The following is a 15,760-nucleotide window of genomic DNA, read 5'->3' on the forward strand; positions in this document are numbered from 1 at the left end:
GCGTCCGGCCTTACAGCAGCATTTAGTAGAGAAGAACCATATGGAGGAAGTTTTATGAGTAATGTAAAACGGGTGTTTGTTGAGAAAAAGGGAGAATACGCAGTTCAGGCAAAGGGTCTGTTACATGAGATTAAGGGCTATCTTGGAATTAAGGATGTAGAAAGTGTAAGAGTCCTGATTCGCTATGACGTAGAGAACCTGTCTGATGAGACGTTTGAGAAGGCATGCAGAGGTATTTTTGCTGAGATGCCGGTAGATATTTTATGGAAAGAGAGCGTTCCGGTCATGCAGGGAGACAGTGTGTTTTCTGTAGAGTTCCTTCCGGGACAGTTTGACCAGAGAGCTGATTCGGCAGAGCAGTGTGTGCAGTTTATTAAGGAGGATGAGAAGCCGGTTATCCGTACAGCTACGACTTATATTATTCATGGAAAAGGCGATAACTGTATTTCAGCAGAAGAGTTAGAGGCAATCAAGAATCATTGCATTAATCCGGTAGATTCCAGAGAAGCAGAAGAAGAAAAGCCGGAGACGTTGATCACAAAGTTTGATGAGCCGGAGGATGTAAAGGTATTTGATGGATTCCAGACGATGGATGAAGAACATCTGAAAGCATTATATGATTCGCTGGGACTAGCAATGACATTCCGTGACTTCTGCCATATTCAGAATTATTTTGCAGGAGAAGAACACAGAGATCCGACTATGACAGAGATCCGGGTACTGGATACATACTGGTCAGATCACTGTCGTCATACAACATTCTCTACAGAATTGAAGGATGTAACTTTTGGTGATGGTGATTACAGAGAGCCGATTGAAGGTGCATATAAGCAGTATCTTGCTGATCACAGCGAGATCTTTAAGGGAAGAGAAGATAAGTTTGTCTGCCTGATGGATCTTGCACTGATGGCGATGAGAAAGTTGAAAAAAGAAGGTAAGTTACAGGATCAGGAAGAGTCTGACGAGATCAATGCCTGCAGCATTGTAGTACCTGTAACTGTTGATGGTGTAGAAGAAGAGTGGCTGGTGAATTTCAAGAATGAGACGCACAACCATCCGACAGAGATCGAGCCATTTGGTGGTGCTGCTACCTGTCTGGGAGGTGCGATCCGTGATCCATTGTCAGGACGTACCTATGTATATCAGGCTATGCGTGTGACTGGTGCAGCAGATCCGACAGTATCTGTAAAAGAGACAATTAAGGGTAAGCTTCCGCAGAAGAAACTGGTACGTGAAGCAGCTCATGGATATAGCTCATACGGTAACCAGATCGGACTGGCAACCGGAGCAGTAAAAGAGATTTATCATCCGAATTATGTGGCTAAACGTATGGAAATCGGAGCAGTTATGGGAGCAGCACCGAGACGTGCGGTTATCCGTGAGACTTCAGATCCGGGAGATATCATCATTCTTCTTGGTGGACGTACCGGGCGTGACGGCTGTGGTGGAGCTACCGGTTCTTCTAAGGTACACACAGAAGAGTCTATCGAGACCTGCGGTGCTGAGGTACAGAAAGGTAATGCACCTACAGAGCGTAAGATTCAGAGACTGTTCCGCAGAGAAGAGGTCAGCAGTCTGATTAAAAAATGTAATGACTTTGGAGCAGGCGGTGTGTCTGTAGCAATCGGTGAACTTGCAGACGGTCTGCAGATTGATCTGGACAAGGTGCCTAAGAAATACGCAGGACTTGATGGTACTGAAATTGCAATTTCCGAATCTCAGGAGCGTATGGCAGTTGTCGTAGATCCAAAAGATGTAGATGAATTTATGGGATATGCCAGCGAAGAGAATCTGGAAGCTACTAAGGTGGCGGTTGTAACAGAAGATCCAAGACTGGTGCTTAATTGGAGAGGCAAGGATATCGTGAATCTGTCCCGTGCATTTCTGGATACCAACGGAGCACATCAGGAGACTACAGTAGCAGTCGATATTCCGAACCGTGCAGATACGATTCTCACAGATGAAGTGGAAGTGACAGATGTAAAGGAGAAATGGCTGGAGACATTAAAAGACCTAAACGTATGTTCACAGAAGGGTCTGGTAGAGATGTTCGACGGTTCCATTGGTTCTGGTTCTGTATTCATGCCTCATGGCGGCAAATATCAGCTGACAGAGACACAGGCAATGGTCGCGAAGCTTCCAGTATTGAAGGGCGACTGTGATACTGTAACGATGATGAGCTATGGATTTGATCCATATCTGTCAAGCTGGAGCCCATTCCATGGTGCGATCTATGCAGTGACAGAGTCTGTAGCTAAGATCGTGGCAGCAGGTGGAGATTATAAGAAGATTCGTTTTACTTTCCAGGAGTACTTCCGTCGTATGACAGAAGACCCGCATAGATGGAGTCAGCCGTTTGCAGCACTGCTTGGCGCATATGATGCACAGCTTGGATTTGGACTTCCGTCTATCGGTGGTAAGGACAGTATGTCAGGTACATTTGAAGATATTGATGTACCGCCGACCCTGGTATCATTTGCAGTAGATGTGGCAAAAGAAAAAGATATTATCACTCCGGAACTTAAGAAAGCAGGAAGCAAGCTGATCTGGATCAAGACTCCAAAGGCAGAGTATGATCTTCCGGATTATGAGAAACTGATGGCAGTTTATGAGAAGTTCTCAGAGGCAGTGCATACAGGTAAGGTATTATCTGCATATGTATTGGATTGTCACGGTGTAGTTCCGGCAGTTAGCAAGATGGCATTTGGTAATAGCATGGGTGTGAAGCTGTCTGACGAGATTCCGGCAGGTCAGTTATTTGCACCGGCATTTACAGATATCGTGGCTGAGGTGGAAGCTGATAAGATTGATGAACTTGGATTTGAATATGTTGAGATCGGTGAAGTGACTGCAGAACCGAACTTTGTATATGGTAATACCGTAATCACAATTAAAGAAGCAGTAGACGCATGGAAAGAGACTCTGGAAAGAGTATTTAAGACCGTATCCGGAGAAGAGACAGGAAGTGCAGTTCCGGAAGTGGGAGAAGAGAAGTCTGCTGATGGCAAACTTGGAGAAGATGGGCTGTTCCGTGCATCTAAGGTATATGTATGCGAGCATAAGATCGCACAGCCGACAGTATTCATCCCGGTATTCCCTGGAACCAACTGCGAATATGACAGTGCCAAGGCATTTGAGCGTGCCGGAGCAAAGGTGATCACCAAGGTATTCCGCAATATGGATGCGTCAGATATCCGTGATTCGGTAGAAGTATTTGAAAAAGCAATCAGTCAGTCGCAGATCATCATGTTCCCGGGCGGATTCAGTGCAGGTGATGAGCCAGATGGATCAGCCAAATTCTTTGCAACTGCATTCCAGAACGCAAAGCTGAAAGAGGCAGTGCAGAAGCTTTTGAATGAGAGAGATGGTTTGGCACTTGGTATCTGTAATGGATTCCAGGCACTGATCAAGCTTGGTCTTGTACCAAACGGAGATATCGTAGGACAGGATGAGAATGCACCGACACTGACATACAATACAATTGGACGCCATATTTCCAAGATGATATATACCAAAGTGGTTACCAACAAATCTCCATGGCTTCAGAAAGCAGAACTTGGCGGAGTATATACCAATCCTGCATCTCATGGAGAGGGACGTTTTGTCGCTAACAAGGAATGGCTTGCAAAACTCTTTGCAAATGGACAGGTAGCAACCCAGTATTGTGACCCGGAGGGCAATATTACCATGGATGAAGAGTGGAATGTCAATGGATCTTACTGCGCGATCGAGGGAATCACAAGCCCGGACGGAAGAGTGCTTGGTAAGATGGCACATTCCGAGAGACGAGGACGTTCTGTAGCAATTAATATCTATGGTGAGCAGGATATGAAAGTATTTGAATCAGGTGTAGAGTATTTTAAATAAGTTGATCGAAACGTGTGGCAGCCCTCCGGGAAGTATATCCCGGAGGGCTGTCTGTGCGTTGATGCAAAAAATGTGGCAGATTCGAAAATAAAGCATTTATAGTTTATAGATGGTATGCGAGAATAAAAAGTATAAAATAGGGACAAAAGAATTGATTATTTTTGTCTTTTTTGCAGGAAAACGGAGATTGGATTGCAAAAAAAACAAAAAACAGCAAAAAAACCTCTTGTTTTTTGATGGTTCGTAATATAATATGATATGAGAAAAATATATGCAATTAGGAGGACAAAAGAATGTCATACGTTGATGAGGTTATTGCAAAAGTTGTTGAAAAGAACCCGGCACAGCCAGAGTTCCATCAGGCAGTAAAAGAAGTGTTGGAGTCACTGAAACCAATCGTTGATGCTAACGAAGAGAAATATCGTAAAGAGGCTCTTCTCGAAAGACTTGTTGAGCCAGAGAGACAGATTCTGTTCCGTGTACCTTGGGTAGATGATAACGGACAGGTTCAGGTCAACAAGGGATTCCGTGTACAGTTTAACAGTGCAATTGGTCCATACAAGGGAGGAATCAGACTTCATCCATCAGTAAACATCGGCATTATCAAGTTCCTTGGATTCGAGCAGATTTTCAAGAACTCCCTGACAGGACTTCCAATCGGCGGAGGTAAAGGTGGTTCGGATTTCGATCCTAAGGGCAAATCTGACAGAGAGATTATGGCATTCTGCCAGAGCTTCATGACAGAGCTTTGCAAGCATATTGGAGCTGATACAGACGTACCTGCAGGAGATATCGGAACAGGTGCAAGAGAGATCGGATATATGTTCGGACAGTACAAGAGAATCCGTAACGTATACGAAGGAGTTCTGACAGGAAAAGGACTTACATACGGTGGTTCACTTGCAAGAACAGAAGCTACAGGATACGGACTTCTGTATCTGACAGAAGAACTTCTGAAAGTTAATGGTGATGATATTGCAGGCAAGACGGTTGTTGTATCTGGTGCTGGTAATGTAGCTACATACGCTATTGAAAAGGCACAGCAGCTTGGTGCTAAGGTTGTTACATGTAGCGATTCTACAGGTTGGGTATATGATCCGGACGGAATTGATGTGGCAGCACTGAAAGAGATCAAAGAAGTAAAACGTGCAAGACTGACAGAATATAAGAATTACCGTCCGAATTCAGAATATCATGAAGGACGTGGTGTATGGTCTGTTAAGTGTGATGTCGCACTCCCATGTGCTACACAGAACGAACTTCACATTGAAGATGCTAAACAGCTTGTTGCTAACGGATGCAAGATGGTTGCAGAAGGTGCTAACATGCCTACTACAATGGAAGCTACAGAGTACCTGCAGGAGAACGGAGTTATTTTCGCACCTGGTAAAGCAGCTAATGCCGGCGGTGTCGCAACATCTGCACTGGAAATGTCTCAGAACAGCGAGCGTTTGAGCTGGACATTCGAAGAAGTAGATGCTAAGCTTCAGGGAATCATGGTAAATATCTGCCACAACATGGTAGATGCTGCTGAGAGATACGGACACAAGGGCAACTACGTAGTAGGTGCTAACATTGCCGGATTTGAGAAAGTAGCAAATGCAATGCTGGCTCAGGGAATCTGCTAATTTCGACTTAGAATCACAGATTGCAATCTGATATAGAATGATGGGATGCCATAACATATAATGTGTTGTGGCATCCTTTTTCATTTTATGCTATAGTTAATTCAAGATTTTAGGATACATGAATGAGTAAAAGGAGGCTTTTATGAAGGTATTAGTATGTAATGCGGGAAGTACCTCGCTGAAGTTTAAATTATTTGATATGCCGGAAGAGCGTGTGCTTGCAACAGGCAAGATTGAACGTGTGGGAAGTGAGGATAATGCAATCTTCCATTATCAGGACGCGGAAGAATATGCGGTGAAGTTAGAAAAGCAGTGCATTCCTACGTATACAGACGGCATTCAGAAGTTCCTGGACTGTCTGTTGGATCCGGAGCACAGAGTATTAAATTCTCTGGACGAGCTGGAGAGAGTAGGATTTAAGACGGTGCTGTCGAAGGATCATTATGGCGTGCATGAGCTTACGCCAGACGTGCTGCAGGGCATGGAGGATTATATGGTGATTGCTCCGGCACATAATACACCTTATCTGAGCGCAATCCGTCAGTTTCAGAAGCTGACACCGGATGCGAAGCTTGTTGGCGTGTTTGAGACGGCATTTCACAGAACCATTCCGGCAGAACGTTATATGTATGGTATTCCTTATGAGTGGTATGAGAAATACGGTATTCGCAGACTCGGCTATCACGGGGCATCCCATGAATATATCTCTGATACAGTGGCAGAAAAATACGGCTCTACAGGAAAAACCATTTCCTGTCATTTGGGTGGAAGCTGTTCTTTGTGTGCGATTGATGATGGCAGGAGTGTAGACACCAGCTTTGGAATCTCGCTGCAGGTAGGAATCAATAATTCTAACCGTTGCGGAGACATCGATCCATTTATTATTCCATTCTTACAGAAAGAAGGCATGGATCTGGATGATGTATTATACGGATTAACCAAGAACGGAGGACTGCAGGGTATCTCCGGTGTGAGCAACGATCTGCGTCTGGTAGAAGAGGCTGCGGCAGAAGGCAATGATAGGGCAAAGCTTGCTGTTGATATATTCTGTAACGATATTGTGCGTTATATTGGCATGTACTATGCAGAGCTTGGCGGACTGGATCACCTGGTGTTTACAGCAGGTATCGGCGAGCATAATGCAACTATCCGATCTAAGGTGTGTGGCAAGCTTGCACACATGGGGATCTGGATTGATGAAGAGAAGAATCAGGCGGTCGGTAACGAGGCGGCATGTATTTCTAAAGATGATTCTCCGGTGACAATAGAAGTGATTCCGGCTAATGAAGAACTGGGCGTGGCACGGAAAACATATGCCTTATAATTGCGTGAAAAGTATATAAAAAATATTTTTTTAAAAAAATTCAAAAAAGGTGTTGACATTTGCCTTAAAATAATTGTATAATAGCGAAGCAGGTTGAGGGAAACAACTTAACCTGCTGAACGAAAGGGATCTTAGCTCAGCTGGGAGAGCATCTGCCTTACAAGCAGAGGGTCACAGGTTCGAGCCCTGTAGGTCCCATTACAGCAACAAGCTGTAAGCAGTTCGATAAGAACTGAATATAGAGTATGGCGGGATAGCTCAGTTGGCTAGAGCACACGGTTCATACCCGTGGTGTCGCTGGTTCAAATCCAGTTCCCGCTACTGAAAAGAAGTTCACGAATGTGAGCTTCTTTTTTTGTGCAATAAGCCTCCGTGTAGAAAACTTTTTTTGAAAAAGCAGAATACATATGCTATCCTTTAGAAGAACCTTGCCTGCGTATACAGCAGACAGAAACTACGAAAAATATCCAGGGAGGATGATATATATGAGAATAGGTATGGGATATGATGTCCATAAATTAGTAGAAGGAAGAGACCTGATCCTTGGCGGCGTAAAGATACCGTATGAAAAAGGACTTCTTGGTCATTCAGATGCCGATGTGCTGATCCATGCGATTATGGATGCGCTGCTTGGAGCGGCGGCACTGGGGGATATCGGGAAGCATTTCCCGGATACAGACCCGGCATATAAAGGAATCTCCAGCGTGAAGCTGTTACAGCATGTAAGAGGGCTTCTGGAAGAGCATCTCTACGTAATCGGCAATATTGATGCTACGATCATTGCACAGCGCCCGAAGATGGCACCGCATATTGAGGCAATGCGGAAAAATATTGCAGAAGCACTTGGAATTGAAGTAGACCAGATCAATATTAAGGCAACAACCGAAGAAGGGCTCGGTTTCACCGGAACTGGGGAAGGGATATCCTCCCAGGCGATTGCAGCACTGGAAAACATCCGAGATTACAGCTATGCGGTAGGTACTGGTGCAGAAAGCGGATGCCAGGGATGTGGCGGATGCCCGAAAGGAGCAAAATAGATGAAAGTTAGACATTTGGAGCAGACAGAGCATGGACTTACCAGACCGTTGTATGAAGAAGTGTTCAGTGAGGACAGTAAGCGCTTCGTAGATTATTATTATACCGAGAAAACGAAAGATAATCAGATTTATGTGGCAGAAGAGGATGGAGGAATCCAGGCAATGCTGCATCTGAATCCGTATGAACTGAATGTAAATGGCATGAAAAAGAAGGCAAATTATATCGTGGCGGTTGCGACCAGAGAGTCATATCGGGGACGTGGCTTTATGAAAGCACTGCTAGAGACGGCGTTGAAGGATATGTATCGGGAAGGTGAGAGTTTTACCTATCTGATGCCGGCAGCAGAGGCAATCTACACGCCGCACGGATTTCGCACAGTGTATACACAGCAGTTAGAATACTGCCCGATCGGCGAAGCGGGGGATGTGACACTGGAAAATGGAATTACCTGTCAGGTGCGTCCGGTGGCAAATCAGGATATTCCGATGCTTGTGAATGCGGAAAATGCAGCGTTGGAAGCAGAAGGCTATCAGGTATATACGCTGAAAAGCGAAATGTATTACGAGCGGCTGATGAAAGAATATGCCAGTGAGGGCGCGAAGCTGATGCTGTATTATCTGAATGGGCATCTGGTCGGAAACTGTCCGTATGTCCCGGAGCAGGAAGAGGAAGAAGCACCGAAGATTATGATCCGTATTACGGATACAAAACGGATGTTAGCATCTGTAAGCTTGCGGGAGCTTACTGCAGTGTGCTTTCAGATTACGGATCCGATCATTGAAGAGAATAACCGTACGGTGGTAGTGACCGGTACGGAACATTCTGGCGTAATGCTGATGGACGGTAAAGAAGAGAACAGCGAGGGTACAGTGACGGTGGAAGCGCTGGGTGAATTATTGTTTGGAGTAAAGACAGTAAAAGAAATATGTCTGGAAGAAGGAGTCTCCATGTCAGATCGGATGAAGGAAGAAATGAAGAAGATTATACCATTGTCTAAGATTCGTCTGGACGAAGAGGTGTAGCAGAAAACAGAAGCGTGCGGAAATATTCTTTAGAAAATCTTTGGAAATTCCGAACGCTTCTTTTAAGAATGAATCCCTATACTAAAGGCGTAGATGAAACAGGAGGCTGAATTGGAATGAGTGGAACATATAATCATGTATTGATTGTGGAGGATGACAAGGAAATACGGGAAGGAATTAAGATATATCTAAAGAGCCAGGGTTATCAGGTATATCAGGCGACGGACGGCGTGGAAGGACTGGAAGTGATTGACCAGGAAGAGATTCATCTGGCGATCGTAGATATCATGATGCCGAGGATGGATGGAATCACCATGACAGCAAAGCTGCGGGAAAAATATGACTTTCCGGTTATCTTTCTTTCTGCCAAGTCAGAAGAAGTAGATAAGATTCTGGGACTGAACATGGGAGCCGATGACTATGTGACGAAGCCATTTACCCCAATGGAACTGCTCGCCAGGGTGAACTCTCAGCTCCGCAGGTACAGCAGATTTATGGAACGACTCGGTGCAAAAGAACAGCAGGAGCATGTGTATACGGTAGGAGGTCTGGAACTCAATGAGGACACCGTGGAAGTAACAGTGGATGGCGAATCGGTGAAAATGACTCCCATTGAGTATAAGATTTTGCTGCTGTTGATGAAGAATCCGGGAAGAGTGTTTTCAGCAGACGAGATCTATGAGCGAGTCTGGAATGAAAGAGCGATCAATACGGATACAATCATGGTCCATGTCCGCAATATCCGGGAGAAGATTGAGATCAATCCAAGAGAGCCTAAATATTTAAAGGTGGTGTGGGGAGTTGGATACAAAATTGAAAAACAGGCATAAATTATTTGTGGTAGTATGGGTGCTTTTTGCACTTTGTTTCGCTGCTAATCTCAATAACATGTATATGACTACGTCAGAAGCGGCAAACGAGGTGGCGGCAGAAATGGTAGCAATGGCAGTGGCTGCATGGATATTTCCGATGTTCCGATTTTTTGAGACGGGCAATGAAAAAATATTTTATGCGCCTCTTGAACTGGTAATCCTTGTTGGATCCATTGCTGTGGGAACCAGCGTGTTCGGAGGACTTCCATGGCTGATGTCAATGCGGGAGGATGGAACTGGAAAAATGCTGTGGGGCATGGCTGTTATCGCAGCCGCTTACTGGTGTTCTGGCTGTGTGCGCCAGGTCTATGTGATGGGAGTTTCGGCTTATGTGAAAGAACGGGTGCTTCTGGTGCGCTATGGGAAACAGATTCCGGGATGGTGCAGCAAGACGATAAAAAAAGCACAGAAAGGGATAGAGAAAGTATATCATTCCTTTGATAATATTGATTTCACCGACCGGAATAATAAAACAATACTGAAAATCGTGCTGATCAATGCGCTGATTCTGACGGTAATTACCGTATTGTGGTTCTATGGAATCGTAGCAGTTGTGATTTATTCAATCATATTATTCTTCATTTTGCGTAAGTATTTTAACGATCTGAAGGATAAATATGCATTGCTGTTAAATGCGACCAATCAGATGGCAGAAGGTAACCTGAATGTAGAAGTGACCGATGATCTGGGTGTGTTTAATCCATTTAAGAAAGAACTGGAGAAAATTCAAGATGGTTACCAGAAAGCGGTAGACAAAGAGGTGAAAAGCCAGAAGATGAAGACGGAACTGATCACGAATATGTCGCATGATCTCAAGACTCCGCTGACCGCGATTATTACCTATGTGGATCTTCTGAAACTGGAAAAGGATGAGGAGAAGCGGAAAGAGTATATCCAGATACTGGAAAAGAAATCTCTGCGCCTGAAGGTGCTGATCGAGGATCTGTTCGAGATCAGTAAAGCAACCAGCCAGACGGTAATTCTCAACAAGATGGATGTGGACGTGGTAAATCTGTTTAAACAGGTAAAGCTGGAGTTGGACAGCAGATTTGAAGAAGCAAAACTGAGCTTTCGCTGTACCTGGCCGGAGGAAAAGCTGATCTGTGAACTGGACAGTCAGAAGACGTACCGCATCTTTGAAAATCTGCTGGTGAATATTTCCAAATATGCCATGCACGGAACCAGAGTATATACGAAGGTATGCCGGGAAGACAATGAAGCTGTGATTCAGCTTCTCAATGTGTCTGCGGCAGAGATAACGGTAAAGGCAGAAGATCTGACAGAGCGTTTTGTGCGGGGGGATGTATCCCGCAATACAGAAGGCTCCGGACTTGGACTTGCGATTGCCAGAAGCTTCACCGAATTACAGCAGGGAACCTTCCATTTGACGATAGAAGGAGATATGTTTAAAGTGGAAGTCAGATTTCCACTTAAAGCGGTTAAAAATGTTGACAATTCGCCGGAATTCGCATAAGATATAATCTATATGAGAAAGACGCAGAACGAAGAGAGTAAGAAATGGCGGAACTGGCAGAGAGGGATTGTCACCGGCTGTAAGCAGTCCTGAGGGAAGTGTTTCTGAAGTGCATTCGGGAGTCGGTCTGGTGAACCATTGTCTGTGAGTCAATTATTAGCCGGGCACGTAAGACGCACGTTACGCGTACAGGAGTGGAGAATCAGACAGATACGAAAAGTGTCAGAGGTCGGGTTCTCTATAAGAGTGGAACCGCGGAGTTAAGCTTCGTCTCTTTATATAAGAGACGGAGCTTTTATTTGTATCGCGACGAGTCAAAGTCCTAGCTTGCTAAGGACCTTGACGACCGCGTACAATCTCGGAATGTGCCTTTTGGTACTTCCGATGATTTACGTTCAGAACAGCATTTTGGAAGTGGCTCTGAACAGATATAATAACATGCGGACTGCTTTAGTGTGAATGAAAAGGAGAGGTTTGTATGGGAGCGTTATCCTATATACAGGAAGAGATAAATGTGATCAGGGAGAGAGATCCCGCGATCAAGTCCAATATGGAAGTATTTCTTTATCCAAGTTTCAAAGTGATATTGAGTTACAGGATCGCACATAAGCTGTATCTCGGTAAGCATTATTTTCTGGCAAGATGGATTTCCCAGAGAGCTACCAGAAAGACGGGTATTGAAATCCATCCGGGAGCAACTATCGGCAAGGGGTTATTTATTGACCACGGAAGTGGTGTGATCATCGGAGAGACAGCAGAACTTGGTGATAATGTAACATTGTATCAGGGGGTAACTCTTGGCGGTACCGGCAAGGAACAGGGCAAGCGTCATCCTACCCTGAAGGATAATGTCATGGTCAGTGCCGGAGCAAAGGTGCTTGGATCATTTACCATAGGAGAGAATTCGAAGATCGGAGCAGGATCTGTGGTGTTGAATGAAGTGCCGCCAAATTGTACTGTGGTTGGTGTTCCGGGACGTATCGTGAAGATGGGTAATCTGAAGATCCCGAGAGCGGATATGGATCAGATACATCTTCCGGATCCGGTTACCAGCGATATCAGCCAGCTGCAGCGGGACAATATTATGCTAAAAGAACGAGTCAGTGAACTGGAAAAAGAACTGAGAAAGAATAATAAAGATAAAGCAAAAAAGGAGAAGAAGAATGAGACTGTATAATACTATGAGCAAAAGAAAAGAAGAATTTGTACCGGTCGAAGAAGGTAAAGTAAGGATGTATGTCTGCGGACCAACCGTATACAACTTTATTCATATCGGTAATGCAAGACCAATGATCGTGTTCGACACTGTGCGCAGATACTTTGAATACAAAGGATATGATGTGAACTATGTATCCAACTTCACAGATGTAGATGATAAGATCATCAAGAAAGCGATCGAAGAAGGTGTTCCGGCAGAGGAGATTTCTCAGCGTTATATCGCGGAGTGCAAGAAAGATATGGATGGCATGAATATTGAGCCTGCTACTACTAATCCGCTGGCTACACAGGAAATTGACGGAATGATCGATATGATCAGCACTCTGATTGAGAAAGGCTATGCATATGAGAAGAACGGAACCGTATACTTCCGTACCAGACAGTTCAAAGATTATGGCAAATTATCTCATAAGAATCTGGATGATCTGCGTTCCGGTAATCGCGCCCTGCTGGTAAGCGGTGAGGACGAGAAGGAAGATCCGTTGGATTTCGTACTCTGGAAACCAAAGAAAGAAGGCGAGCCTGCATGGGAGTCGCCATGGAGTGATGGACGTCCGGGATGGCATATCGAATGCTCTGTAATGTCAAAAAAATATCTGGGCGAGCAGATCGACATTCACGCTGGTGGTGAAGACCTGGTATTTCCACATCATGAGAATGAAATCGCACAGAGCGAGGCTTGCAACGGCAAAGAATTTGCCAAATACTGGATGCACAATGCATTTCTGAACATTGATAACCACAAGATGAGTAAATCTCTCGGCAACTTCCGTACAGTCCGTGAGATCAGCGAGCAGTATGATCTGCAAATACTTCGCTTCTTTATGTTGAGTGCACATTACAGAAGTCCGCTGAACTTCAGTGCAGAACTGATGGAGGCATCTAAGAATGGGCTGGAGCGTATCCAGAATGCGGCTGATAACCTCCGCTATATGATGGAACAGGCAAAAGAAGAATCCATGACGGATGCTGAAAAAGATAATCTGGCTAAGACAAAAGAATTCGTAACTGCATTTGAAACTGCAATGGAAGATGATTTCAACACAGCAGATGCAATCGCAGCAATCTTTGATCTTGTTAAATATGCTAATACAACAGCCACAGCAGAAGGCTCAAGGGAATATGCAAAAGCACTTTATGACCTGCTTGTAAAACTTACTGATGTACTGGGACTTATTGTTGACAAGAAGGAAGAAATACTGGATGATGAGATTGAAGCACTGATCGCAGAGCGTCAGGCAGCAAGAAAAGAGAAGAACTTTGCAAGAGCCGATGAGATCCGTGATGAACTGGCGGCAAAAGGAATTGTACTTCTGGATACCAGAGAAGGAGTAAAATGGAAAAAAGCATAAAGTGGGATTTTGATACTTGTATGCAGGAGATGTTTCAGATGCAGGAGGTGGAGGCGGAGACCTATTCACCTCTTGCATTGGCATATATCGGGGACTGCATATTTGATTTAGTGATTAAGAACCTGGTACTGAACCGGGGCAATAAACAGGTGAAAAAGCTCCACAAGGAGACCAGTCAGATCGTACAGGCATCCAGTCAGTCGAAAATGATGCGTGTGCTGCAGGACGAACTGACGGAAGAGGAGCATCAGATCTATAAGCGCGGACGTAATTCCAAGACGATCAGTCCGGCAAAGAATCAGTCTGTGACAGATTACAGACGCGCCACCGGATTTGAAGCACTTATGGGATATCTCTATCTGCAGCGCAGATATGAGAGGATGCTGGAACTGATTAAAATGGGACTGGACAGTCTGGATAACAATGAGGAGCAGTCATGAAAGAAATGAATGAGAATTATGAAGAGAGTAAGAGTCTCGTAATAGAAGGAAGAAATGCAGTGTTGGAAGCACTGCGTTCCGGCAAGCCGATGGATAAGCTGTATGTACTGGATGGATGCCAGGACGGTCCGATCCGTACAATCGTGCGTGAGGCGAAGAAGCATGATGTGATCCTGCAGTTTGTTACAAAGGAACGCCTGAATCAGCTTTCAGAGACCGGAAAGCATCAGGGCGTGATTGCACATGCGGCAGCTTATGAGTATGCGCAGGTAGAAGATATGTTGGAACTTGCAAAGAGTCGTGGCGAAGATCCGTTCATTTTCCTGTTGGATAATATTGAAGATCCTCATAATCTGGGCGCAATCATTCGTACAGCTAATCTGGCGGGAGCACATGGAGTGATCATTCCGAAACGCAGAGCGGTAGGACTTACTGCGACAGTAGCGAGAACATCAGCGGGAGCACTGAATTATACGCCGGTTGCCCGTGTGACCAATCTGAAGAAGACGGTAGAAGATCTGAAGAAGCAGGGACTGTGGTTCGTATGTGCGGATATGGATGGTACGGTGATGTACGACCTGGATCTGAAAGGACCGATCGGTCTTGTAATCGGCAATGAAGGCGAAGGTGTCAGCCGTTTGATGAAAGAAAATTGTGATTTTGTTGCAGGTATACCGATGAAAGGTGATATTGATTCTCTGAATGCATCGGTGGCGGCAGGCGTGCTGGCTTATGAGATTGTCAGACAGAGATTGGGATAGAGATTCAGAATGAGACTTAAATTTTAATAAGAACAGGAGCAGTTATGGGCACGTCAAACTATGAGCAACTGACAGATGAGCAGCTGATTCGCAATCTTCGAGATGGTGATAAGAAGATTATGGATTATATCATGGAAAAGTATAAAAACGTAGTGCGCAAAGAAGCGAAAGCAATGTATCTGATTGGCGGAGAGAATGATGATCTGATCCAGGAAGGGATGATCGGTCTGTTTAAAGCGGTACGTGATTATGATACGGAGCAGGAAGTGCCCTTTGGAAGTTTTGCCAGACTGTGCATCCGAAGACAGATGTACAGCGCGGCAAAAGCTTCCGGTCGGAAGAAGCATATACCGCTTAATTCCTATGTGTCTTTTTACGAAGAAGCGGAACAGGGAGGCAGAGAGTATGTGCTGGATACTATTGAAGCGGGTGTGGAGAGCAATCCGGAGCATGCGATGATCATGCAGGAATCCATGAACCGCATCGGAGAGGAACTGGAAGAGAGTTTGAGTGATCTGGAAAGCAGAGTGCTGTATCTGCATCTTCTTGGAACGGATTATAAGACGATCGCAGGGCTTCTCAAGAAGAGCCCCAAAACCATAGATAATGCATTACAGAGAATCAAAAACAAAGCCGGGAAGATTCTGAATAAGTAAGAATCTTCCCGGCTTCTTTTCTCTAAGCTGTTGAGCGGAATCGAACCGCCGACCTCCGCCTTACCAAGGCGACGCTCTACCGACTGAGCCACAACAGCACGCATAAGA

The 15,760-nt window shown here is 44.9% G+C and carries 12 protein-coding genes, 3 tRNA genes and 1 other annotated feature; of the genes, 14 read left to right on the top strand and 1 reads right to left on the bottom strand.

Annotated elements, in window-relative coordinates; translation table 11 throughout:
• Positions 1 to 54 precede the first annotated feature (54 nt).
• The 14 genes from OCV65_RS00300 to OCV65_RS00365 all read left to right on the top strand — a co-directional run bounded on the left by OCV65_RS00300 (position 55) and on the right by OCV65_RS00365 (position 15,652).
• Entirely contained in the window at positions 55 to 3,867 is a 3,813-nt protein-coding gene (locus OCV65_RS00300) for a phosphoribosylformylglycinamidine synthase (protein WP_262580508.1), read from the top strand.
• A gap of 293 nt (positions 3,868 to 4,160) precedes the next feature.
• Positions 4,161 to 5,495 (top strand): NADP-specific glutamate dehydrogenase, encoded by a 1,335-nt coding sequence (gene gdhA / locus OCV65_RS00305; RefSeq protein ID WP_262580509.1) that lies wholly within the window; start codon positions 4,161 to 4,163, stop codon positions 5,493 to 5,495.
• Positions 5,496 to 5,637: 142 nt separating this feature from the next.
• A complete protein-coding gene (locus OCV65_RS00310) occupies positions 5,638 to 6,819 on the top strand; it encodes an acetate/propionate family kinase (RefSeq protein ID WP_262580510.1) in 1,182 nt (393 codons plus the stop codon).
• A 125-nt stretch (positions 6,820 to 6,944) separates the two neighbouring features.
• Positions 6,945 to 7,017: transfer RNA gene (locus OCV65_RS00315), tRNA-Val, on the top strand.
• A 49-nt stretch (positions 7,018 to 7,066) separates the two neighbouring features.
• Positions 7,067 to 7,140, top strand: a tRNA-Met gene (locus tag OCV65_RS00320).
• Positions 7,141 to 7,304: 164 nt separating this feature from the next.
• Positions 7,305 to 7,856: a 2-C-methyl-D-erythritol 2,4-cyclodiphosphate synthase gene (ispF, locus tag OCV65_RS00325; protein ID WP_262580511.1), complete on the top strand. Its 552-nt coding sequence runs from the start codon at positions 7,305 to 7,307 to the stop codon at positions 7,854 to 7,856.
• On the top strand, positions 7,857 to 8,879 hold the full coding sequence (locus OCV65_RS00330; protein WP_262580512.1) for a GNAT family N-acetyltransferase: 1,023 nt from the start codon (positions 7,857 to 7,859) through the stop codon (positions 8,877 to 8,879). It begins immediately after the preceding gene.
• Between the two features lie 116 nt (positions 8,880 to 8,995).
• Complete coding sequence (locus tag OCV65_RS00335) at positions 8,996 to 9,709, top strand: response regulator transcription factor (RefSeq protein WP_262580513.1); 714 nt, start codon at positions 8,996 to 8,998, stop codon at positions 9,707 to 9,709.
• Positions 9,681 to 11,225, top strand: a complete 1,545-nt coding sequence (locus tag OCV65_RS00340; RefSeq protein WP_262580515.1) for a sensor histidine kinase — start codon at positions 9,681 to 9,683, stop codon at positions 11,223 to 11,225. Before OCV65_RS00335 ends, OCV65_RS00340 begins: the two co-directional genes overlap by 29 nt.
• A gap of 15 nt (positions 11,226 to 11,240) precedes the next feature.
• Positions 11,241 to 11,503: a binding site (T-box leader), on the top strand.
• Between the two features lie 200 nt (positions 11,504 to 11,703).
• Entirely contained in the window at positions 11,704 to 12,402 is a 699-nt protein-coding gene (gene epsC, locus OCV65_RS00345) for a serine O-acetyltransferase EpsC (RefSeq protein WP_262580516.1), read from the top strand.
• On the top strand, positions 12,389 to 13,795 hold the full coding sequence (gene cysS, locus OCV65_RS00350) for a cysteine--tRNA ligase (RefSeq protein ID WP_262580518.1): 1,407 nt from the start codon (positions 12,389 to 12,391) through the stop codon (positions 13,793 to 13,795). The genes epsC and cysS overlap by 14 nt, the downstream gene beginning before the upstream one ends.
• Positions 13,780 to 14,235, top strand: coding sequence for a Mini-ribonuclease 3 (locus OCV65_RS00355; RefSeq protein ID WP_118384083.1), 456 nt, complete (start codon positions 13,780 to 13,782; stop codon positions 14,233 to 14,235). The genes cysS and OCV65_RS00355 overlap by 16 nt, the downstream gene beginning before the upstream one ends.
• Positions 14,232 to 14,996 carry a 23S rRNA (guanosine(2251)-2'-O)-methyltransferase RlmB gene (rlmB, locus tag OCV65_RS00360; protein WP_118451767.1) on the top strand — a complete coding sequence of 255 codons (765 nt, stop codon included), beginning with the start codon at positions 14,232 to 14,234 and terminating at the stop codon, positions 14,994 to 14,996. Before OCV65_RS00355 ends, rlmB begins: the two co-directional genes overlap by 4 nt.
• Before the next feature lie 44 nt (positions 14,997 to 15,040).
• Positions 15,041 to 15,652, top strand: coding sequence for a sigma-70 family RNA polymerase sigma factor (locus OCV65_RS00365; RefSeq protein WP_262580519.1), 612 nt, complete (start codon positions 15,041 to 15,043; stop codon positions 15,650 to 15,652).
• A 25-nt stretch (positions 15,653 to 15,677) separates the two neighbouring features.
• Here the strand turns inward: OCV65_RS00365 and OCV65_RS00370 are convergent.
• Positions 15,678 to 15,750 (bottom strand) — tRNA-Thr (locus OCV65_RS00370).
• Positions 15,751 to 15,760: the final 10 nt, after the last annotated feature.

This window comes from Dorea ammoniilytica (genome assembly GCF_025567415.1).
Classification (GTDB): Bacteria; Bacillota; Clostridia; order Lachnospirales; family Lachnospiraceae; genus Claveliimonas; species Claveliimonas ammoniilytica.